The organism is Synechococcus sp. WH 8016 (assembly GCF_000230675.1).
Classification (GTDB): Bacteria; Cyanobacteriota; Cyanobacteriia; order PCC-6307; family Cyanobiaceae; genus Synechococcus_C.
This window is the reverse complement of record NZ_AGIK01000001.1, coordinates 756,344-775,646: the sequence shown is the minus strand read 5'-3', so window position 1 is coordinate 775,646 and position 19,303 is coordinate 756,344. Positions and strand designations below refer to the sequence as shown.

Sequence of the window (19,303 nt, the reverse complement as noted above, 5' to 3'; positions counted from 1 at the left end):
CCGGCCCTGGGCTGCAGCATCAGCTCTTGAAAAACGGTTGTCGAACCGTGACTGCCCTGATGCCAGACGCAGACCTCACCTGTCTCGACTTTTGGTGTCGAGCCGGAAGTACCTGGGAAGACCAAGGGGAAGAGGGCCTTGCCCACTTTTTAGAACACATGGTGTTTAAGGGCAGTGCAACGTTGCAGGCCGGCGAATTTGATCGTCGGATTGAGGCCCTTGGTGGCAGCAGCAATGCGGCTACGGGTTTTGATGATGTGCACTTCCACGTTTTGGTGCCTTCCAGCTGCGCTCAAAACGCTCTCGACCTGTTGCTTGACCTTGTGCTGAATCCGGCGCTGAGGGAGGACGCCTACGGCATGGAGAGGGATGTGGTGCTTGAAGAGATCGCTCAGTACCGAGATCAACCCGACGAGCAGGTGTTCCAAACCTTGTTGTCTCAAGGCTTTGGACAGCATCCCTACGGCCGTCCCATTCTTGGTTGGGAGAAGAGCTTGATCGATAGCACTCCAGAGGGAATGCGCCAATTTCACAGCAGGAGGTATCGCGGCCCCAACTGTTGTTTGGCCATCAGTGGCGCTGTGACAGCGAGTTTGTTGGAGCAGATCCACTCGAGCCGCCTCTCCGAGCTTCAAGGCGATCTTGACCAGGGGGACAAACGTGCATCCGCCTCTCGTTCGCTTGCGTTTCAAAGCGGACGACAAAGCACCCGATTCCCTCGCCTGGAAGCAGCACGGTTGCTGATGGCATGGCCGATGGCGGCAGCCAACGATCAAGACAGCGTGATGGGCGCAGACCTCGCCACGACTCTTCTGGCCGAGGGAAGGCGGAGTCGATTGGTGCAACGGTTAAGGGAAGATCTACAAATCGTGGAATCCATTGATATGGACGTCACGGTGATGGAACAGGGAAGTGTGGTGATGTTGGAAGCCTGCTGCCCAGAGGACCAGATCGCTCAGGTTGAAGCCGTGATCGAGGAAGAATTGAAACGGGCTTCGCTGGAAGCCATCGCTAGTGAGGAGCTGCATCGGGCACAGCAATTGGTGGGAAATGGCCTGCGCTTCAGCTTGGAAGCGCCTGGATCCGTGGCTGCCATTGCTGGATCCCAATCCCTATGGGGGCGAACCCAAACGTTGTTGTCTCCGCTCAGCCATATGCAGACCTGGACGGTTGAACGCTTGCAACAGTCCTTGCTACCGCTTTTGCAACCTGATCAAGCCTTCACTCTGTTGGCCTTACCGGAGGACTCGGAGTGAGCACAACCGATTTGGTTTTGGATCCGGTTCAGACACCAGGTGTGTTGGCTGCCAAATTGTGGATCGGACGCGGAAGCGCTGCTGATCCAATCGGCCAGAGGGGAGCGCATCAGCTGTTGGCATCCGTCTTGACTCGCGGCTGTGGCTCCCTCGATGCCATGCAAATGGCCGATCTAGTGGAGGGTTGTGGGGCAGGCCTGCGCTGCGACACCAACGAAGATGGCTTGCTGATCAGCATGAAATGCCGGGATCTCGATAGCTCCCAATTGCTTCCCCTCTTGGGCTCGATGGTTCATGAACCCCATCTGCAAGCCGATCAGGTGAATCTGGAGCGGGAGTTGAGCCTTCAGGCGTTGCAGCGTCAAAGAGAAGACCCTTTCCATGTGGCCTTTGATGGCTGGCGGCATCTGGCCTATGGCGAGGGCCCCTATGGACATGACCCCCTGGGCGTTGCGGAGGAGTTGGAGCAACTGAATGCTGAGTCGCTAAGGCCGATTGCTACATCGCTCAGCGCCGAGGGAGCGATTTTGGCGTTGTCGGGTTCGATTCCAGCTGGATTGTTGGATCAACTTCAAGCGGATGGAATTTGCCCTCAATCCAAATCAATGGAATCGGATCTGGCCGCTCAAGATTCCCTTGATCAACCACCCCTGCGTGCGAAACAAACCGTTCACCTCCACCCTCAGTCAACCGAACAGGTTGTGCTGATGCTGGGTCAGCCAACGCTTCCTCACGGACATCCAGATGACCTTGCCCTGCGCTTGTTGCAAACCCATCTTGCTACTGGCATGTCGAGTCTGTTGTTTCGCCGGCTTCGCGAAGACCATGGCGTGGCCTACGACGTAGGCGTTCACCATCCAGCAAGGGCCAAAGCCTCACCATTTGTTCTGCATGCATCCACCGCTGTTGATAAGGCCTTAACCAGCTTGGATTTGCTGATGATGAGTTGGAAGGAACTGATGGAACACACGCTTGTCAGCGCGGACCTCAATCTGGCGCGTGCCAAATTTCGTGGTCAGTTGGCCCATGCCTCGCAAACAACAGGTCAGAGAGCCGAACGGCGAGCCCAGCTCAGAGGCCTTGGCTTGCCCGATAACCATGACCATCGCTGCATGGAGGCTATGGAGACTCTCGATGGCACTGCACTGCGCTTGGCGGCTTCTCGTCACCTGGCTGATCCCCTTCTCAGCCTCTGTGGACCACAAGCGGCTATCGAATCACTGGCTGATCGATGGCAACAAGGGCTTGGCAAACGCTGAGCGTCCAAAATCTTCCAACTGCCTTAAAACAAGCGCCTAACTCCTTCGGCCAAAGATTTTTCGTAAGCGACTTGATGGATTGATTTTTGATGGAGTTTTTTGTGAATGAGAAAAATAGATTCAAGATGGCTGCATCTTGTTTTGCTGTTTGCAAATATTTTTAAATATCCGTGCGGATTGTTTCTTTTGTTGAAAATAGTTGCAACCTTAATGTGGGCGATTGACGAAACGAAGGCATGGGCTTGCCTTTGAGATGTGGATACTGTCACTATCAAGATTTATTGTTAAAGTTTTAAATTTATTCTCTTTTGGTTCTCATCTTTTGCGTACATGCATTTCCAGAGTGAAATTTTGTTCACTGTCTAGATCTATTGATTCTGGAGCATAAAAATTGTTTTGAAGGTTTAAGTTATTGTAGTATTTATAATATTGTTATTCCTAGTTGTCGTAATGGCAGCCAATTCTTTTGTGGGTATTGAAGGCCTCTTTAGAACTCTTTGTTGGTGTCTGTGGGTTGCTGTATAGATCGATGGCTTTCAGGTACTGATCCTTGGTGATGATGCCTTGCATGTAGATTTGACAAATGCCTGAAAGGGTTGAGGTCAAAGCGAAGAATTCACAGAACTCTGTGTCTTCACGGCAAAGCTTCTCCCCCCGCTTTTCCCACTCACTGGTCTCAGCCGCTATCAATGGTGAAGCTGTTGCGAGAAGAAGCATCAGTCCAATTTTTGGAAGGCGCATCATCTTTGAATTCATTTTTCTAACTATACCGTGTCTTTGTCCTGCATAATAATTTAGCTGAGAAGTTGGGTGGGTTCGATACTCCAGAAATGAGTTCGTGGCAAAGGTTTTGAAACGGCTCATATTGTGAGGTGAATTTGCCATGCATGATGGTTAGGAGAGTGAATAGATTCCGCGCTTTTGCGAGAGCTCTGAATGTTTTGTTGTTCCTTTGTTCTGCGGACGTTACATCCAGATGATGAACCATGTCTCAAAACTGTAAGTCGACTTCTGCTCAGTGAATGTGGTGAAAGATCCTTTTTCGGGTGGTCGTGTTGATCGATAAGTCCTCAGGACTTTTTTAGACCTGTCATCACTCTCGTTCATGCATTGGTGATTGCGACGTGCTCTAGCTTTTCCTGCGCTCCTGAGTGAAATGACTCACGGCAAAGGGTCGCAACACGTCAAAATGACGAGATGAAAAATTTACTCTTCAAGCTCATTGGCCCGCTCTTTGCGGCAATTGGCGTTTTTGGTCTCGCGGGGTCAGGAATCATTTGGAATTTCTTGGGGCGTTCACTTGGTCTCCCCAGCACGATGGCCTCTCTTCTGTCATTGATGCTGGGGTTTGTGCTTCTCCGTCCGCTCGCTCGTACGCCGGCATCTCTTTCCACCTCAACCACTTCAACGTCTTCTCAGACGGAAACTCTTGTCGGGGACGTGGATGCCGACTCGACTGAAGCTGTTCCCGCGTCAGCATTGACAACAGCAGAATCAATTGCCCAAGAGCTCGCGGAATCGCAAAAATTGCTTGATGCAGCTCCTCAGGTTAATTTTGCACCAAAAATGTTGTTGCCCGGACAAGGTTTGCCTAATCGGAGGCGTCGTCCAGGTGCATCGCTCAAGCGCTACAAAACCATGGCAGGTGAGTTGTTTGTAACTAAATAATTCATCAAGATTTCACTTGTTGTTGGGCATGGATGATATCTGCCTTGTGCGAATGATTGTTTTTGATGATTGATTGGTGTTTTTGATTAACGTTCCGGTTTTATCTTTTTGTTGGGAGTGATTGGTCTGTTTGTTGTATACACATCCTTTTGTTATAGGGCAATCGTTCAGATCGGAGAGATCGGTTCGCTTTCGGGCATTTTTTGAATGTGTTGCTAAAGCGTGTTTATGGTTCTCAGCTCTTCGTTATGAAAGCGATTCTTCTATTTGCAGTTGCCACCATGGTGATCGGTCCCTGCGGGGGTGCCTGGGCCGGATCAGCAACTCAAGAGGCGATGGATGAAGAGGTTGCCACCAATAGGGCCTTGTCCAAAGTGCCAGAGGGAAAAAAAGTAACTGGTACCTCATGCAGATCCATTGAGATCGGCATGGGGGGCGAAACCTCTTATCGCTGCACAGCGACCTGGGAGTGAGCCCAGAGCAAGGCATGCCGCAAAAGTCTTTTTTGCCTGCGCGCCTTAGGCAGACACCACAGGTTTCAGCGCGATTCGCTCAGCTTTCTTATGGGGGTTTTGCTGTGATCGCATTGCCGTTCCGCCGATTCGGCTAGGGCGGGGTTCCAAGGGATGGGATCGATTACACCGAAATTCTCTTGCACGATGAAGCGTCCGCTTGGATCTGCTCGACCCAGTAGAGAGCGTTTGCGCAGATGCTGCGAGGGCATGATGGAAAGCAATCCTTGAGGGGCCTCAAAACGAGTGCCGATCAGTGCTTTGCGCACTTTGGCGGGATCGGTGCTGTTGGCGGCTTCAGCGGCTTTGGCCCAGAGATGCACCAGGCTGTAGCCCGCTTCTGCTGGATCATTGATCACACGGTGAAAGCCATAGCGTTGTCGAAAGCGTGCAGCAAACTCTTTGGATGCCTCGCTGTCCAAGCTTTGGAAATAACTCCAGCTGGCGTAGCTTCCGCTCATGTTGTTAGAGCCGATCGCGATCGCCTCTTCCTCTGATACCGACAGGCTGAGCACGCTCAGGTTGGGATCGCCGACGAGCCCAGCCTTGTTGAGAGCCTGGAAGAAAGCGATGTTGCTGTCGCCATTGAGTGTGTTGATGACGACCACTGGCTTCGTCGCACGAGCCTTAGCAATCGCTTGAATGAGTGGTTCCACGGCTTGGCTCCCTAGGGGTAGGTAGAGCTCATCAATCACCGTGCCCCCTGCCTGAGTGACCTGGGCGCGGATGATCTGATTAGCGGTTTTTGGGTAGACATAGTCCGAGCCAATCAAGACCAATTGCTTGCTTTTGTTGGCGAGCATCCATGCAACGGCCGGTGTGGATTGCTGATTGGGAACGGAGCCGCCATAGACCACAAATGCTGAACATTCCTGCCCCTCGTATTGAACCGGGTAGAACAGCAGCCCACCTCTCGCTTCGAAGACAGGGATCATCGCCTTACGACTAGAGGAGGTCCATCCACCGAAAACGGCGACAACGTTTTGCGTATCGAGCAACTTGGCGGCTTGCCGCGCAAACGTTGCTGGATCCGACCTTCCATCTTCTTCAATCGCTCTCAGGAGGACACGTCGCCCATTGAGGTTGAGGCCGCCGTCAGCGTTGATTTCTTCGATCGCCAGTCGTTCCGCCTCAGCGACCGTGTTTTCTGAAAGCGCCATGGTGCCGCTGCGTGAATGCAGAATCCCAACATTCACACTGCTGACAGGTTGGCTCGACGGCGAGTTGTTGCAAGAACTCAGCAGCGAGGCCCCGAGTAGTCCGGCGAGCCAGAGCAGGCGTTTCATCGCACCCCCCAACTAATGAATCCGGTTAAAACCAGAAGAGAGAGCGAGATGATCTGGAAGGTTAAATCGGCTCGATTGATCATCTTGATCGCCTTGGGTTTGTCGGCCTCGGATGCTGCTGCAAAGCTGTTGTATCCCCACGTGAATAAGGCGAAGAGCGCCATGGAGATCAGATAGCTCGTTGTGAAGAGGTCGTCGAGAAAGGTGGTGTAGGGGATCTTGGGAAGGGATGCGTGATACGACTGCTGCAAGAAAATCAGCGTGAGCAGAGCTGTGGAGGGGATGGCTAGGCGAACGTCGGAGAGCGTTCCTTCCACCGATGGTGCCATCAGCACGATTGAGTTGATGATCATCAATGGGATGATCCAATTCACAATGCCGGGCCAAAGATTGGTTTGGTAGTTCAGCTCTAATCGAACTTGCGCGAGCGTTGGTCGGTACCAGGTACCGAGTTGGTTCGTCGCCTGACGAAGGTATGGCGTGAATGAAACGCTTTTGAGTTCGTAACCACTGAGGGATCCCAGAGCACCTACTAATCCGTAGGGGGTTGGTTCCGGTAAAAGGCGAATGTCCGCGTATTTTTGTGATGTCCAGCGCGGTTTGAGCTCAACGATGATTGGGAGCCGAAGTACATCGAATGGATCACGACGGAAATCAACCGCATCGTCATAGAAACGGCTGGAAAAGTGATAGGACTGTTGATGGCGCCCTCCAGACAGTTCCGTTGGGGTTTTGGTTGTTGGCTCGAATGTGGAATCCCAGGTTTCGATTCTGTTTGTTAGATGGATTAGTTCTGCTGGATCTGTGTTGTTGGCTTTGAGCAACTTGTCGACATTCGGAAGCCACTCCAGCCAAATTTCCCCATCTGCGGTGAAGGTGCGTGAGTGCAGATTGAGCTCGTAAATCTTTTCGAGATTGATTCCTGCGTAGATAAAGGGGTGCTGCTCCAGTAGCTCCGCCGACATCGTGACCTCCTCCAGCCCCGCCGGGGTTTCGATGGGGGGTTTGGTGGCGGTTTCGGTGGCTTGGTGTTGCCTTGCGCTCTGGTTTGGGGGGATGAGAGGCCCTCGGTTCGTGAGCACGAAGCCCATGGCCAGTGCCGCAAGCACAATCAAAATGATGAACTTGCGGCGATGGCGCCATCCTTGGCGTGACCAATCCGGGGAATGTCGTGAGAACCGGCCCATAAGCTGTCACTCTTTGTTCAGCATGACGCCTTCTGGCGATGGCGGCGTCTTTGGCTTGCTGATAGAGACCAACGGCAACGAAGGGCTGTTGCTCCAAGCTTGTGGAGTGATTCTGCAGGCTGGGGTCATGCTTTTCGAGGTTGATCAGTAATGGAATTGTTTTGCTTTTTGCATCTTGCCTCTCATGCCCTCTTCATCCTTCCAGGATCCATCCTGTATGAGTTTGTTCTCATAGCCTTCAAATAATCTTTGCTTTGGTACGTATTTGCAAAGGCGTGAAGAGACTTTTGTTTTTTTGCTTGGATTGCTGGCTGCGAAATCCATCCTGGCTTTGTTCCATTCATATCTAGCATTAGCCGAATTTAGTTTGTCTTTGTCATTTTCGTACAACAGAGAATGAGGTTCGGGGTGTTCAATCCCAAACCTCGAGGCTTCTTCGGCGATGTTTATCTTTGTTTCGTAAATTAGGACTCTGCCTTCATCTTTCCAGTCTTCGCATTTTTCAAATGCGCGTGCTTTTGATGAAAAAAAGTCTTTCTCTTGTTCTAGTTCAAATCCGGACATGCCCATGATTGCGAGGATGAATAAGAGTATTTTTACCGATTTCATGGCATCCCTTGCTTGATTTCATACTATACTCAAGGGTGTGATTGTTGACTATCAACTATTTTATTGGCGTGAAGCTCTATGACCTGGTTGAAGCCATATCATCTTGGGGGATATTTTCTTTTGGGTGTTGTTATAGAAAAAGTGCTTCATTTCTTAGGCTTTTCTCATTATGGCTTGATGAGGGTCACTCTTGTGGCCGCTCTTGTTCTGTACGTTTTGCTTTCTTGGTGGATTCATCGGCTTGAGAATAAGTAGGTGGGGTATGGAGTCGATCTGTTCTGTCGCAATGAATTTGTTTGGTTATTTATGTTTTCAGGAAATGTGATTGTTGTCTATTGAGCTTTAAAAAACTGGTGTTGGCGGGACAGATCGGTTGTCTTTGCGGCCTTCTCGGTTTTCATTGCTTTTCAACAAGGACCATTTGCTTCCGGATCAAGCGGATGTGTATGGGATCAACCTGCTTGGCGAATCGATGCTGCTGATGCAACGTCAATCCAGATCACAAAAAAGCCGGCCCTAGAGGACCGGCTTGATGAATGGGATTTGAGTTTTTGTTTGAAATCGGAGCGGCGGGATTTGAACCCACGACCCCCACTACCCCAAAGTGTGCTTCGTTCTTTCTAATCCAAGTCAGGCAAACGCTTGTGGAAATTTTAAAAACATATTCACACGCATATCACACGGAGATCTATTCTGGTTTATCAAAGGACGTAAGCGATGGCGGCGGAATTAGGCCTTGTTCTGAGGTACGAGCAGCTGCTTGGTGAAAGCATCGACAAAGCATGGAAAGCGACAAGAACACCAGACGCTCTTCAAGAAGCTCACGCAAGGAAGCTCCTGCTAATTCAAGACGGAATCGGCAGCATTGCGGAAGCAATGAGTGATATGACTGTGCTGCTTTGTAAGGCTTGCAGCTTTTTAGCCGTCAGTAACACGCCTCGCGATCTGCATTCTCTTTATGTCAGCTGGCTAATCGCAAGCGACTTGAAGTCAGCTATCAGTGTCACGAACCTAAAGATCGGTGGACTACAGGGAGCGAAGCTGACCAAAAGCCTGTTTAGCGACGTTGCCGCCCAGGTGAAGGCAGAAGTGAAGGCGAAGGTTGAGCCGAACGGTGATTACAGCCTTGAGGAGGTAGACGAACAACTGGAGCAGTGGTTCTACTTCGTCTTCACCAAAAGCATTGGCCATACGAATACAGCGAAAAGCACGAGCCAGCACGGGAAAGAAAACTGCCAGAGGATCGTGTATGACGCCACTGAGCTCATGATCGATGGGAAGGTTCAGAAGCCTTTGTATCAACCCAAGCCATTCGTTGAACTCAGCGAGAAAGCAAAGCTTTGGATGAAAGACGTGACTTCGAATCAGCTTGCTAATAACTTCAAGAAAAAGTGGTTAGATCAGTAGCTGAATTAAGAGAACAGTTCAAGTTGGATATCTCCTTGAGGTACACCCGCTTCCTCAAACATTTTGTCCATGACTGAGGTCATGTGGTTGAGAAGATCTGGGTTCTGTTCCAGGTCATCCTGCAAGCGATAGATATTACAAGAAATCAGAAACATCTGACTTAAGACAGACTTACAGGCTTGCTGAATTTCAGAACTATGAATAACTAAATCGCTGGCGTCATCGCGAGCTTCCATTGCTTCAGCAAGAAAGTAGTGCGTACTTTTCAGTGGCTCCAACAATGCAGCCCAGTGAGCCATTGCAAATAAACAGTCGTCTGTAACTGATGGGGGAACTTCAGTACTCTCCCTAATATCGAGCAGATGATTTGTGTAATTAGATGCTATTAAATGTAGAGCGTCAAGTTCATCTTCTGATACGTCAACATTTGGTGCTAGAAAGGCTTCTTCTAATGAGGCAAGCATATTCATTAAATCGTCTTAAATATATTCTATGTCAGACATATTAGAATTGGTATTGTTAAAATAGTTATATCAACAGGAGATTCAAGAATGAAGAATACTGAAAGTCAAACTAAGTCAGTTCGTTTTAGCTTTCGCATGACTGCTGAAGAACAGCGTCTATTGGCAGAGACAGCGAAGAAGCTGAACGTGAAGCCAAGCGACGTCGCAAGGTTTGCAATTAATGCAGCGTCAATCGCAACGAACAACACACTTCAAGCTGCTTGACATGCGACTAATAACTGAGGCTGGTAAAGCTCTACTTGGTTTAGGAAAAACAATTGGCTCTAAGGCAGGTGGAAACTTGTCTCGCTCAATTGGTCAGATGGGAAAAGGCGAACTTGCAATGTCGCTTGCTCCTGATTTGATGTTTGGAGCTATGTATGGAATGCAAACACCTGGAGACATGACTGACAAGATTGTCGCCGGAGTTGGTTCAGGTCTTGGTGGTGCAATTGGTGGTGTTGGATTGCGTGGTGCACTAGGAGTAAAGAACCCAATGGTTGGACTAGGCATTGACTACGTTGGATCTATCGGTGGTGACATTGCTGGACAATCTGTATCAGATAATGTTCTCCGAGCCAAAGGTGGTGGAATGACGCCATGGGAACGATTGCAAGAAGAACAGTATCAACAGATTAAGGCTGAAGCAAAACAAGAAGCAATTAGAGAAATCATCGCCAGACAATATCAGTAATAGCTTGAATATATTTAGTGTCGGACAATCGCTAAAATAAAAGAAGATTAGCGAATTAAGATAGTGAACTCTTCTCCGTCAAGCATTAATAATCAGTTTCTTACTGAATCAGCACTTATCATGGGCAAAGCCAGACAAGCTGGTTTGTCTGATGATGAAGCAATACGTGCAGCAGAGCTGCAGACGAGAAGCAAACAGCTTGAACAAGTGCAAGCAGATTTAGTAAACGAAGGTAATACACCTGCTACTGATAAAAGATTGAGAAATATCCAAGTTGAGTTGTCAAAAATATATGAAGAACAAAAACAAATTAGAAGAAAGATCAATATTAATAACCAACGTGCAGTAAGAGAAAGAGAAGGTAGAAGGGGCAAAGGCAGTGCATCTATTACTACAGATGAGATGGCAGCTTTTGATGCGTTGGGTATTGATCCCGATGTATATATTGAACGCCAATTAGGCGAAGGAGCAGATAATTTCCAAGAGTTCCCTGGAGAAGTTGGAGGTAAAGACAGGAGCCGCAACTTTATGCGGCAAGCTGAACAGAACTTTGATGGAGGTGAGGATCCAAACCTATTCCAAAACTTTGGTGGACAGGTTGGTGTTGCTGGTGGAGCTGGAAATAGAAATAATGCAGCAATAGATGCTTACCGTAATGAGCTGCTGAATGCTCAGAATGAAAGGGGCTTAACTCCTTATGACGAGTCAAGGAATAAACAACAAGGTGAGGCAATGCTTCCTCCTGGTGTTGATGGTTCTAGAGCTGGTGTTGGTTCACGACCTGGAAGTATTTCAGAATATTTAGCCTTTAAATTTAATCAGAATACTATTGATTCACCAGATGGTGTAGTTAATAGTCCAAAGCACATAAAAGCCGTTAATGATGCATATGACAGAGCTCTAGAATCTATCGCAAGATCTCTTTACTCCGATGATGAAATTAAACAATTAGCAAGTAGAGACCTATCACCTGGAATGGCGTTATCTGATCTAGAGGATGCTGTGTCAAAAGGTGGTGTCACATTAGAATCACTATCTCCTCAAGACAGACGAAGAATTGAATATACAAGTGATCTTGTAGGTGAAGAGTGGAAGCAACAAGATTTCGGTAGAGGTCGTCAAGTTTCTGATGGACTTGGTAGAAGATTGATTAAAGGCGAGCGTAAAGCTAGAACAACTGCAAATCAAGCGGACGAATTCGCTAATCCATCAAATATGGTGGACGACTCTCCACTAACAGACTTTAATGGTAACCCTATTACCGAAACGGCAAATGATGGTATTAAACGGGAAGTGTTTCAGAGGCATCAACCAGGAAAAGTATTTGGAGAGTATCCAATTGGCTTTAGAGACAAAGATGGAAAATATCCTCAAGTCTCATACGATCAGTTGGTTCAAAGATTTCCAGACGACATCATTGAGTTTAATGAAAGCGTAGGATCTTATGAACGCTTCTCTAAAGATAGTAATGGGCAAAAAATTCCAAGTTCAGGGACTTTAGTTAATCTTGAAGAAGTATACAAACAGATGTATCCAGGGCAACCCCTTGCACCTAATGAAAGATTTTGGCCAAATGTTCCTCAAGTAATTGATGGAGGAGGCGCAGGAAATGCAGGTCTTAGAGATGCATTTAATCGATTAGAAAAAGCAGTAAATGCGGGAACTATCTCGGAGTATGATCCCATTACACCAGAAAAGTTTCCAGGCTTGGGAGCTTTAACATCAGGGATTCCTATTAAAGCTGAATCAGCCAGAAGATCTGGCGATATGGGAAGAGCAGAAAGAAGCACCCCAAGAACTGTAGGTGAGTTAATGGATCAGATGGTAGAGCAGTTAGATGGTCGCACTCGTTTACAGAAAGATAGAAGTGCAGGTGCTGCTGTCAGAGAAGCTGCTAATAGAAGAGCGCGGGGTGTGTTTACTGATGATGAAATCAAAGCTGCAAAAGACCAAGCCTTCAATGCAGTATTGATGGGCAGTGGTGAAAAATATGGCGAGGGAGCGCATCCAGCAAATGATTTCTTGGATAGAATAGTTACCCCCAATAACGATGTTACAGAGCCAGATCGAAGAATGATTGCTTGGCAGAATAGGCTAGATAATATTGATACATCAACTCCAGAAGGTGCCTTAAAAGCAGAAAGAATTCTTCGTAATATGCGGGAAGTCGCTATTGGAAGAAGACAAGGAAAACAAGGTGCTTCAAGGGTTGAGAGAGGTGATGGTCGGTCCATACCCGGTCGTGTAGTACCTGGTGGTACTAATAGAAACTTCAATCAAGAGTTCCACAATATGGCATGGCAAACCCCTAAAAAAGGTTACTTTGGTGCGCTACCTAAAGTTGAAGATATGCCTGAAGATCAACTGAGACGACCTGATAGACGCGAAAGATTGAATACAGCAGGGCAGCAAAAACTAGCTAGTCTTATTAGTAGTCAGGTGGATGCACGTGCAGCTGAAGCACTTGATGTAGGTGGTCGTCTTTCACAAAGACAAGGAATTAATGATGAACTTGCTGCTAGAGAAGTATTGGCATTGCAGCAGCAGGCTCTTCAAGATGCCCAAGCTAGAAAAGGTGCACCTTTAACTGATGCTGATAGAAGGGATGTTCTTAATCGAATGAATGCTGAGATCTTCCCAAATCAAAGAATTATAGGCATTAACGAAGATCCCGGCCAGGGCTACAAACTAGCAGGGAGGGACTTCGAAGCTAACCTTAAGTTAGAAGATATTAATCCTCGTAGCGAAGCATTCAGAGTTGTTGGAGCAGATGGAGTTGCTCGCTTCATTGGTGATGATCGTGCTCTTGATAATTCACTTGCTAACTTTAATACCGAGTCACAAATATTAGAACGAGCATTCAAAGATAAATTGCTCGATAGTAATTCTGTTATTACACCAGAGTCATTTCAAATCTTACGTGAAATCTATGCTGATGATCAGCCAGCTCTTAGTGGCAAGATAGCTGAACTGCAACAAAATTTGGCAGGGGCAACGCTCAATGGTGAGTCTGAGAGAGCGGCAATAGCTAAGCAAGCTATTAATCAAGCCGTTGCTCGTAGAGATAGAGGAGATAATGCTCCTATTAGAGATGTGGTTTTAGGAGGTCGTAGAGAGGATCTTCTACGTCAACAAGCACCATCACAAGTTAATGCTTTAGGACAGACTGTAGAAAAATGGGAAGCCCCTAGGTTAGATGCTTCTAAAGATCAAGCAAGAGCTTGGATAGAAGGGGCAGTCTTTGATCAATATGATGCACTTAAAATGGGTGACAGCGCTGATAAAAACTGGGGAATTGGACAGCAAATCAATGAGCCATTGAATCAAGTAGCTGCTAAATTAGGTAAAAGTTCTATTCGTAGTGTTGATGAATTCCAGTCAGCTATTAATGAATATATTTCGCAGAAGTCTGTCTTCAACATTCAAACTGCACCAGAAGGTGTAGAGGGTAAGGTCAATAGAAATGGTGGAATCACAGTTAGAAAGGATCAACTTAGTGGTTCTCAGTTAATTGATGTAGCAATGCAAGATTTGAAACTTAATGCAACTGAGCGTAAGTCTTTTGCAAGAGCAATGGATATTGTTGATAAAGGTGCTCAAGTTGATATCAATCAAGATCAGAAAGCAGCATGGGCTCAAGGCAGAACAAATCCTGACCTAATGAAGAGACGCATGCAGCAGCTTGTCAAAACTCCAGATATCAATCTGTTGTCTGATGAACTTAAATCTATCAACCCTAGTGGTAACTTACTAAGAGCAGAAAACCTTGCACTGCAAGCAGCAGATAAGTATCGACAGGTCTTGGGTGTCAAGACCCCTGGTGTTGTTCCTGATTTGTCTGATGCAGACGCTGAATGGATTGTTGGTAATATCCTTGATCCTAGAGTTGATGAGAAAGAGCGTAACAATAGAATTGGCATTGCTAGAAACCAATTCATTAACAATCCTCAGCAAGCTGATAAAGCAATTGCAGACATTAACTCAGTATTCGATCAACGAGCAATTCTTGCTAGACAAATCTTCCAAGATGGGTTTGATGTAGAGACCAAAGGTCTTGATAAAAAGTTTAACGAAATCGGTAACGTTAAAGTCGGATTTAAACGTCGCAATACCGAAGGTAATGTAATTCTTGGTAGAGATGGGACACCAGCAATTCTTAGAAAAGAAGTATTACCTTTGCTGAGAAAACTAGACGTTAATGATGAAATTGCTCGTCAACTTAAGAATGAAGAGGGCTTGGTTGCTAAAGAGATTAGGCAACGAGTTAACAAAGAGATTGTAGACAAACGTAAGCTTATTAGCTTCTTGGAAGTTAATGCAAATGACATGGGTATTGATCCTAAACAGGCAAATGCTTTGCAAGCTCAACTCCAGCAAGAGCGTAATAATTTAGTGAGCTTGGTAGATAAGCGTATTGGATTGAATCCAAATGCTACTACTGATCAGCGAATGCTTCAGCATCAACGAGTAATGCAGGAAGTGAATCCAAACGGTTCTATCCCTGCAATCACTAATGAAGCAGCACTTCGTCGTAAGCTCAAGGCCAGAGACCCAATAAATGCAGCCCAACGTCGTGTGACGCGTGATCGTATTCAACTAGAAGTCGCTGGTGTTGAGGCAGATAAGTGGATTCCTGATGCAAGGAATAAGTTTATTGGAGCCTTTGATGGTCATGGTACTGATAGTAATAATGCTAGAGGTGGTGGATTCCGTAAGAACGCAAATGATCAGCACTTGCTAGTAGGAGGTAATTTCAAAAGACAGCAAGAGTACGGCGATGCTTGGCTTCAAAATAAGCTAGCTAATATGAATGATGGAGAAGTGATGGCTCAATTCGGTAACGAACTGGCCGCTCAATATAATCAAGAGCAAGCTAATGGTCAGTTAGGTACTGCTCCACTGACAACTGGTAATCAACAGTTTATTCAGAATCTGCAGAACGAGCAGGACTTTGTGCAAAATGCCGAAGCAGTTAATCAAAGAAGAATGGCTCCTGGCGAACGTCTTAAGCCAGCTGATTTATTGAACCTCGAACGTATGCAACGAGCACGGGAGCAAGGTCAGTCAGCACCTACAGAATTCGTTCCAAGAAGAGGTACTGCTGGACGCAACATGCAAATGGGTGATAATCAAGCAGCCATTGTTCCATCACGGGGATCTTTCTCCGGTGCTGAAGCTGGGGGCTTAGTTGGACCAATCCTTAATGAGCGTAACTTCAACGAAGCTATGATTATGGATCGTGATGGTAAATCCCCGATTCCGACTGATTGGAACGCGTGGCAAAGAAAACGCGACGTCATATGGAGTAAGCGAAAGGATTATCGTCGTGGCGAGATGGCTAAAGCACCTGTGGCTACTAGTCAGCTGAGAAGTGGCATTCCTAATACTGAAGCTGCACCAGCAATTAATGGAGCATTAGTTAGAGCAATGCCTGCTGACATTGTCAGAGCAAGTGCCCCACAACGCGAAGCTGTAGATAATCCAGTGATGAGCGAAAGCAGGAAACGTAGGCGTGGAACACAGGATCCATGGCAAGGGAGTTACACCGATTCCAGTGATGTAAGACGCAAGACCACTTCAAGTGGATTATCTGATGAATCGACTGGTGCACTTGTGGCTCGTATCAATCCAACATCACAATCCAGGCGGACCAGTTCAAGACCAGGGCAAAGACAGCAGCAATCAACCAGAAGCAGAGCACGCGAAATGTTCGAAGGTGTTCGCTCACACATCAGCAAGCGACGCGGTCTTTATGGAGCAGGTGCTGCAGGTCTTGCTGGTATCGGAGCTGGATCAATGATCGCTGGGGAACGAGAGCGTCGACAGGAAGAGGCAATGCGATAACCAATGAACGTCAAGCTGCCAACAGTTTTATCAACATATTGAAGTTGAAACTGTTGGTGTAGCAGTAGTTCGCTTTTGGTTAAGTGCTTCTTACTGACACGTCTCCTTAAAAGATATAATTATAAGAGGTTTGGGTTTAGTAAGTATGCGTAAAGCATTGGATAAGTTTTCAGAGATATATGGAACTCAGCTTGGTAATGATGTTATTGAGACATTAGGGGGAGCTGTAATAGCAGCAGGTGGGCAAGCATTATTTACTGATATGACACCAGAAGAGATTGCATTAGCAACATCGTTTGGTGTCGGCAGTGCAATTGTGGGAAGACCTTTAGGGGGTCGTGCTGGCAAGTTTATTGGAAACAAAATATCAGAAAGATCTCCAGCTGCTGATAAGAGATCACAGCAAATAATCAACTTTATTGTTAATTCTAATCCAGAAGCGTTACAGCCAATTGTTAGAGCTAAGTTTGGGCAATATGCAGATTTAAATCCTACGACACAATTAGCTGCAACTTATGGACGCAGTAGGGGAGATAATATAGCGCAAGGAGCAGTTGCATTAACTACTCCATTCTTTTTCACAGGTGAAGACGAAGAAGAGGTGCTCTAGTTACAGGGCACCATTTGCTCCGAGTAGGTCACTGATTTCCTGCAATTGCTGCATTGGAATATTTGACGTGATGGACTGAGGCTGTGTCATTGGATCAGCCGATGGTTGGGAGTCGTTGAACATATATGCACTAGCACCAAGTGCGCCAATACCAGCTCCGATACCAGCACCAACTGCTGTACCAATTGCACGACGCGATCCTTTGAATAACGAAGGATTAACAAGATCGGGCTTTTGTCTTCTAGCTTCTGCCATTGCAATTTCTGGAATAAAACCATCATTAGCAATGAACGAAGCTGCTTTCTTTTCGTCGGCAAACTTTTGTTGAGCTCCCTCACGATCAGCTGTTGTTTCCCAAGTACCACCTCTTAAATCTTTTTTAGCGTTAGAAACTCGTTCGTTGTAATACTGACTGCTCGCATCAGGGTTGTTGTTCAGATAGCGATCAGATGCTGCGTATCCAATAGCTCCGCCAATACCACCAGTAAATGGGATTGCTCCAACAGCAATTCCATTCGCTAGTAGCTCACCTGAATTAAGAACATTTTCTTCTCCTGTTGCCCAGTCAACAACACCGGCTCCAGCCCCTAAAGCAGCAGCTGCACTAACTCCACCAGAACCTAGCTGAATATTGCGTCGTTCTGTAGGAGTAAGGCTATCCCAAATCTCGCGAAGTCTGTTTTGAATAGCTTCTTTTTGTCTAGGATCCATTGCTCTATGTTTGTATCTATTAAGCCTATTCTATCTAATGTCCGACAGTTATCTAATAAGCACCATTTGCTCCAAGTAGGTCGCTGATCTCTTGCATTTCTTGCATAGGAATGTTTTGTGTAATGCTTCCTGGATCAGCAGGGGTTGAGTCATCCATGTAATCAATTGCGTAAGCTGCGCCTGGATATGATGCTGTAACTCCACCAATCATTGCTCCTGCTGCTCGATGACCACTTAGCTCATTTCGTGGTCTACCTTTCAAACGATAAGCTCCATGTCCTATTGCTGATCCCAATAATCCACCACCAGCAGCAGCTAATGCAGGTATGCCTGCTGCAAAGTAATTAAGTCCTGCTTCTCCAACATTATTTTTCACTTCACCATTGAATAGGTCGTGTGCTGCGTAACCAACGCTAGCTACATGTGGAGCAGCAGCAGTTCCTATAGCTAATCCAGCTAGTAGCTTTTGACGATTATCCATGACTTTGGTTTAAACTACTTCTATTCTAATAACTTGTCAGACACTAGATACAAATAACATTGCACTGCCCCAAAGACGACCTGCCCCGAGACCTTGCCTTACAGCAGTTGCTACAGCATCAGCATCAGTTACGGTAGCTTCACCAATGAGAAAGTAGTTGTAGTAACGGATCCCACGTTTTTCACTGACAACCTCATCAGTCCCAATACATTCAATAGTAGATACATTGATACCATTCTTGCCAAGACTGCCTCTAGCTTTAGCAATCATTACTTTATTGTCAAGAACAGTTGTTCGCTTGCCTGTGCCTGAGTGACGAATGAGCCCAGCCAAGACCAGTTGAAATTTAACTGTGTCTCCTTGGGTTACTTCTGTTAAAACTTCAGTCGTATCAACGGATGTGAAGTATTGATTGCGTGCATCATTGAGAGGACTGGTCACTGGCGGCATATCCGCTTGGAAAATAATTGTTGATGATGGTACATCAACTGTGAATAACAGATTGATTTTCTTACGTGGAGAAGAACCCAGATTGTCTGGGTACAAGGACATCAAACGCTTGTGTAATCTATCTCTATCTGCGATATCACGTGCGACATCGATGCGTGATGTATCTACTGTGGCGATTGTACGAAAAGACATTGTATGAATTGCGATGGATATAAATAACGACCAAGATGGTCAAGTGCCCGAATGGGCAACGCCTTTGGCTGGATTCGAACCAGCGACCAATGCATTAGAAGTGCAATGCTCTATTCCGCTGAGCTACAAAGGCATGTGCGCCCACCGAAGTGAGCAATAGATGACCGATACGACCTAGAATCACGCCCACCAAAGTGAGCAATGTGGATCGGAGGACCTTGAGGCTGCAAGTAGGATCACGCCCACCTAAGTGAGCAGTTTGTTCCTGAGAGTGCCTATGGAATCACGACCACCGAAGTGATCAGGTACCACGTGCTGTATACGAAGGATCACGCCCACCGAAGTGAGCAATGTAAGAGATGTCATACGCCTGTGGATCACGCCCACCGAAGTGAGCAATTGGTTTTTGAAAACCCCTGAGGGATCACGCCCACGAGATGTGAGCTAATGACGTTTGCGGTCGCAATGGGATCACGCCCACGAGATGTGAGCTGTTTTGGAGCAATCCCACCAGGATCACGCCCACCTGAGTGAGCAACGCCTTCGCAGGGATCGGGTGGATCACGCCCACCGAAGTGAGCAGGTGCTGAACTCCATGTCGGCGATAGGATCACGTCCCCGTAGGGACAAGTTG

18 protein-coding genes and 1 tRNA gene are annotated in these 19,303 nt (G+C 46.9%); 9 read left to right on the top strand and 10 right to left on the bottom strand.

Features of this window, described 5'->3' with window-relative positions; translation table 11 throughout:
- Nucleotides 1–59 precede the first annotated feature (59 nt).
- Both SYN8016DRAFT_RS04045 and SYN8016DRAFT_RS04040 read left to right on the top strand, forming a co-directional pair.
- The gene (locus SYN8016DRAFT_RS04045) at nucleotides 60–1,256 is read left to right on the top strand and encodes a pitrilysin family protein (protein ID WP_006853009.1); all 1,197 of its coding nucleotides are present in this window, start codon (nucleotides 60–62) and stop codon (nucleotides 1,254–1,256) included.
- Entirely contained in the window at nucleotides 1,253–2,515 is a 1,263-nt protein-coding gene (locus SYN8016DRAFT_RS04040) for a pitrilysin family protein (RefSeq protein WP_006853008.1), read from the top strand. The genes SYN8016DRAFT_RS04045 and SYN8016DRAFT_RS04040 overlap by 4 nt, the downstream gene beginning before the upstream one ends.
- A gap of 438 nt (nucleotides 2,516–2,953) precedes the next feature.
- Here SYN8016DRAFT_RS04040 and SYN8016DRAFT_RS04035 read toward each other — a convergent pair whose 3' ends face one another.
- The gene (locus SYN8016DRAFT_RS04035; protein ID WP_141561356.1) at nucleotides 2,954–3,400 is read right to left on the bottom strand and encodes a hypothetical protein; all 447 of its coding nucleotides are present in this window, start codon (nucleotides 3,398–3,400) and stop codon (nucleotides 2,954–2,956) included.
- Nucleotides 3,401–3,832: 432 nt separating this feature from the next.
- On the opposite strand from SYN8016DRAFT_RS04035, the gene SYN8016DRAFT_RS04030 reads away from it, so the two are divergent.
- The gene (locus SYN8016DRAFT_RS04030) at nucleotides 3,833–4,183 is read left to right on the top strand and encodes a hypothetical protein (RefSeq protein ID WP_253909776.1); all 351 of its coding nucleotides are present in this window, start codon (nucleotides 3,833–3,835) and stop codon (nucleotides 4,181–4,183) included.
- A 248-nt stretch (nucleotides 4,184–4,431) separates the two neighbouring features.
- Nucleotides 4,432–4,656 (top strand): hypothetical protein, encoded by a 225-nt coding sequence (locus SYN8016DRAFT_RS04025; RefSeq protein WP_038013752.1) that lies wholly within the window; start codon nucleotides 4,432–4,434, stop codon nucleotides 4,654–4,656.
- Nucleotides 4,657–4,721: 65 nt separating this feature from the next.
- Here SYN8016DRAFT_RS04025 and SYN8016DRAFT_RS04020 read toward each other — a convergent pair whose 3' ends face one another.
- Nucleotides 4,722–5,981: an urea ABC transporter substrate-binding protein gene (locus SYN8016DRAFT_RS04020; protein ID WP_006853004.1), complete on the bottom strand. Its 1,260-nt coding sequence runs from the start codon at nucleotides 5,979–5,981 to the stop codon at nucleotides 4,722–4,724.
- The gene (locus SYN8016DRAFT_RS04015; protein WP_006853003.1) at nucleotides 5,978–7,168 is read right to left on the bottom strand and encodes a hypothetical protein; all 1,191 of its coding nucleotides are present in this window, start codon (nucleotides 7,166–7,168) and stop codon (nucleotides 5,978–5,980) included. The genes SYN8016DRAFT_RS04020 and SYN8016DRAFT_RS04015 overlap by 4 nt, the downstream gene beginning before the upstream one ends.
- A gap of 22 nt (nucleotides 7,169–7,190) precedes the next feature.
- Between SYN8016DRAFT_RS04015 and SYN8016DRAFT_RS15930 the strand changes: the two genes are divergently transcribed.
- A complete protein-coding gene (locus SYN8016DRAFT_RS15930) occupies nucleotides 7,191–7,319 on the top strand; it encodes a hypothetical protein (RefSeq protein ID WP_006853002.1) in 129 nt (42 codons plus the stop codon).
- Here SYN8016DRAFT_RS15930 and SYN8016DRAFT_RS04010 read toward each other — a convergent pair.
- A complete protein-coding gene (locus tag SYN8016DRAFT_RS04010; RefSeq protein WP_141561355.1) occupies nucleotides 7,313–7,738 on the bottom strand; it encodes a hypothetical protein in 426 nt (141 codons plus the stop codon). The genes SYN8016DRAFT_RS15930 and SYN8016DRAFT_RS04010 overlap by 7 nt on opposite strands.
- A 756-nt stretch (nucleotides 7,739–8,494) precedes the next feature.
- Between SYN8016DRAFT_RS04010 and SYN8016DRAFT_RS04005 the strand changes: the two genes are divergently transcribed.
- On the top strand, nucleotides 8,495–9,184 hold the full coding sequence (locus SYN8016DRAFT_RS04005; protein ID WP_006852998.1) for a hypothetical protein: 690 nt from the start codon (nucleotides 8,495–8,497) through the stop codon (nucleotides 9,182–9,184).
- A 5-nt stretch (nucleotides 9,185–9,189) separates the two neighbouring features.
- Here the strand turns inward: SYN8016DRAFT_RS04005 and SYN8016DRAFT_RS04000 are convergent, their stop codons facing one another.
- Nucleotides 9,190–9,654, bottom strand: coding sequence for a hypothetical protein (locus tag SYN8016DRAFT_RS04000; RefSeq protein ID WP_006852997.1), 465 nt, complete (start codon nucleotides 9,652–9,654; stop codon nucleotides 9,190–9,192).
- Between the two features lie 214 nt (nucleotides 9,655–9,868).
- Between SYN8016DRAFT_RS04000 and SYN8016DRAFT_RS03995 the strand changes: the two genes are divergently transcribed.
- The 3 genes from SYN8016DRAFT_RS03995 (at nucleotide 9,869) to SYN8016DRAFT_RS14955 (ending at nucleotide 16,835) form a co-directional block, all read left to right on the top strand.
- On the top strand, nucleotides 9,869–10,381 hold the full coding sequence (locus tag SYN8016DRAFT_RS03995; RefSeq protein WP_141561354.1) for a hypothetical protein: 513 nt from the start codon (nucleotides 9,869–9,871) through the stop codon (nucleotides 10,379–10,381).
- 63 nt (nucleotides 10,382–10,444) lie between these two features.
- Entirely contained in the window at nucleotides 10,445–16,225 is a 5,781-nt protein-coding gene (locus tag SYN8016DRAFT_RS03990; RefSeq protein ID WP_216725574.1) for a hypothetical protein, read from the top strand.
- 145 nt (nucleotides 16,226–16,370) lie between these two features.
- The gene (locus SYN8016DRAFT_RS14955; RefSeq protein WP_006852994.1) at nucleotides 16,371–16,835 is read left to right on the top strand and encodes a hypothetical protein; all 465 of its coding nucleotides are present in this window, start codon (nucleotides 16,371–16,373) and stop codon (nucleotides 16,833–16,835) included.
- Here the strand turns inward: SYN8016DRAFT_RS14955 and SYN8016DRAFT_RS03985 are convergent, their stop codons facing one another.
- The 5 genes from SYN8016DRAFT_RS03985 to SYN8016DRAFT_RS15625 all read right to left on the bottom strand — a co-directional run bounded on the left by SYN8016DRAFT_RS03985 (nucleotide 16,836) and on the right by SYN8016DRAFT_RS15625 (nucleotide 19,240).
- Nucleotides 16,836–17,546: a hypothetical protein gene (locus tag SYN8016DRAFT_RS03985; protein ID WP_006852993.1), complete on the bottom strand. Its 711-nt coding sequence runs from the start codon at nucleotides 17,544–17,546 to the stop codon at nucleotides 16,836–16,838. It abuts the gene before it with no gap.
- Between the two features lie 52 nt (nucleotides 17,547–17,598).
- Nucleotides 17,599–18,027, bottom strand: coding sequence for a hypothetical protein (locus tag SYN8016DRAFT_RS14950; protein ID WP_006852992.1), 429 nt, complete (start codon nucleotides 18,025–18,027; stop codon nucleotides 17,599–17,601).
- Nucleotides 18,028–18,063: 36 nt separating this feature from the next.
- Nucleotides 18,064–18,669: a type I-E CRISPR-associated protein Cas6/Cse3/CasE gene (locus SYN8016DRAFT_RS03980; RefSeq protein ID WP_006852991.1), complete on the bottom strand. Its 606-nt coding sequence runs from the start codon at nucleotides 18,667–18,669 to the stop codon at nucleotides 18,064–18,066.
- 59 nt (nucleotides 18,670–18,728) lie between these two features.
- A tRNA-Arg gene (locus SYN8016DRAFT_RS03975) sits at nucleotides 18,729–18,802 on the bottom strand.
- Between the two features lie 291 nt (nucleotides 18,803–19,093).
- The gene (locus SYN8016DRAFT_RS15625) at nucleotides 19,094–19,240 is read right to left on the bottom strand and encodes a hypothetical protein (RefSeq protein ID WP_216725573.1); all 147 of its coding nucleotides are present in this window, start codon (nucleotides 19,238–19,240) and stop codon (nucleotides 19,094–19,096) included.
- Between the last annotated feature and the right edge of the window lie 63 nt (nucleotides 19,241–19,303).

Excerpts from the sequence above, each read along its gene's own strand:
- SYN8016DRAFT_RS04045 (WP_006853009.1), top strand. The coding sequence starts at position 60 with ATGCCAGACGCAGACCTCACCTGTCTCGACTTTTGGTGTCGAGCCGGA.
- SYN8016DRAFT_RS04035 (WP_141561356.1), bottom strand. The coding sequence starts at position 3,400 with ATGGCAAATTCACCTCACAATATGAGCCGTTTCAAAACCTTTGCCACG.
- SYN8016DRAFT_RS04030 (WP_253909776.1), top strand. The coding sequence starts at position 3,833 with ATGGCCTCTCTTCTGTCATTGATGCTGGGGTTTGTGCTTCTCCGTCCG.
- SYN8016DRAFT_RS04025 (WP_038013752.1), top strand. The coding sequence starts at position 4,432 with ATGAAAGCGATTCTTCTATTTGCAGTTGCCACCATGGTGATCGGTCCC.
- SYN8016DRAFT_RS04020 (WP_006853004.1), bottom strand. The coding sequence starts at position 5,981 with ATGAAACGCCTGCTCTGGCTCGCCGGACTACTCGGGGCCTCGCTGCTG.
- SYN8016DRAFT_RS04015 (WP_006853003.1), bottom strand. The coding sequence starts at position 7,168 with ATGGGCCGGTTCTCACGACATTCCCCGGATTGGTCACGCCAAGGATGG.
- SYN8016DRAFT_RS15930 (WP_006853002.1), top strand. The coding sequence starts at position 7,191 with ATGACGCCTTCTGGCGATGGCGGCGTCTTTGGCTTGCTGATAGAGACC.
- SYN8016DRAFT_RS04010 (WP_141561355.1), bottom strand. The coding sequence starts at position 7,738 with ATGGGCATGTCCGGATTTGAACTAGAACAAGAGAAAGACTTTTTTTCA.
- SYN8016DRAFT_RS04005 (WP_006852998.1), top strand. The coding sequence starts at position 8,495 with ATGGCGGCGGAATTAGGCCTTGTTCTGAGGTACGAGCAGCTGCTTGGT.
- SYN8016DRAFT_RS04000 (WP_006852997.1), bottom strand. The coding sequence starts at position 9,654 with ATGAATATGCTTGCCTCATTAGAAGAAGCCTTTCTAGCACCAAATGTT.
- SYN8016DRAFT_RS03995 (WP_141561354.1), top strand. The coding sequence starts at position 9,869 with ATGCAGCGTCAATCGCAACGAACAACACACTTCAAGCTGCTTGACATG.
- SYN8016DRAFT_RS14955 (WP_006852994.1), top strand. The coding sequence starts at position 16,371 with ATGCGTAAAGCATTGGATAAGTTTTCAGAGATATATGGAACTCAGCTT.
- SYN8016DRAFT_RS03985 (WP_006852993.1), bottom strand. The coding sequence starts at position 17,546 with ATGGATCCTAGACAAAAAGAAGCTATTCAAAACAGACTTCGCGAGATT.
- SYN8016DRAFT_RS14950 (WP_006852992.1), bottom strand. The coding sequence starts at position 18,027 with ATGGATAATCGTCAAAAGCTACTAGCTGGATTAGCTATAGGAACTGCT.
- SYN8016DRAFT_RS03980 (WP_006852991.1), bottom strand. The coding sequence starts at position 18,669 with ATGTCTTTTCGTACAATCGCCACAGTAGATACATCACGCATCGATGTC.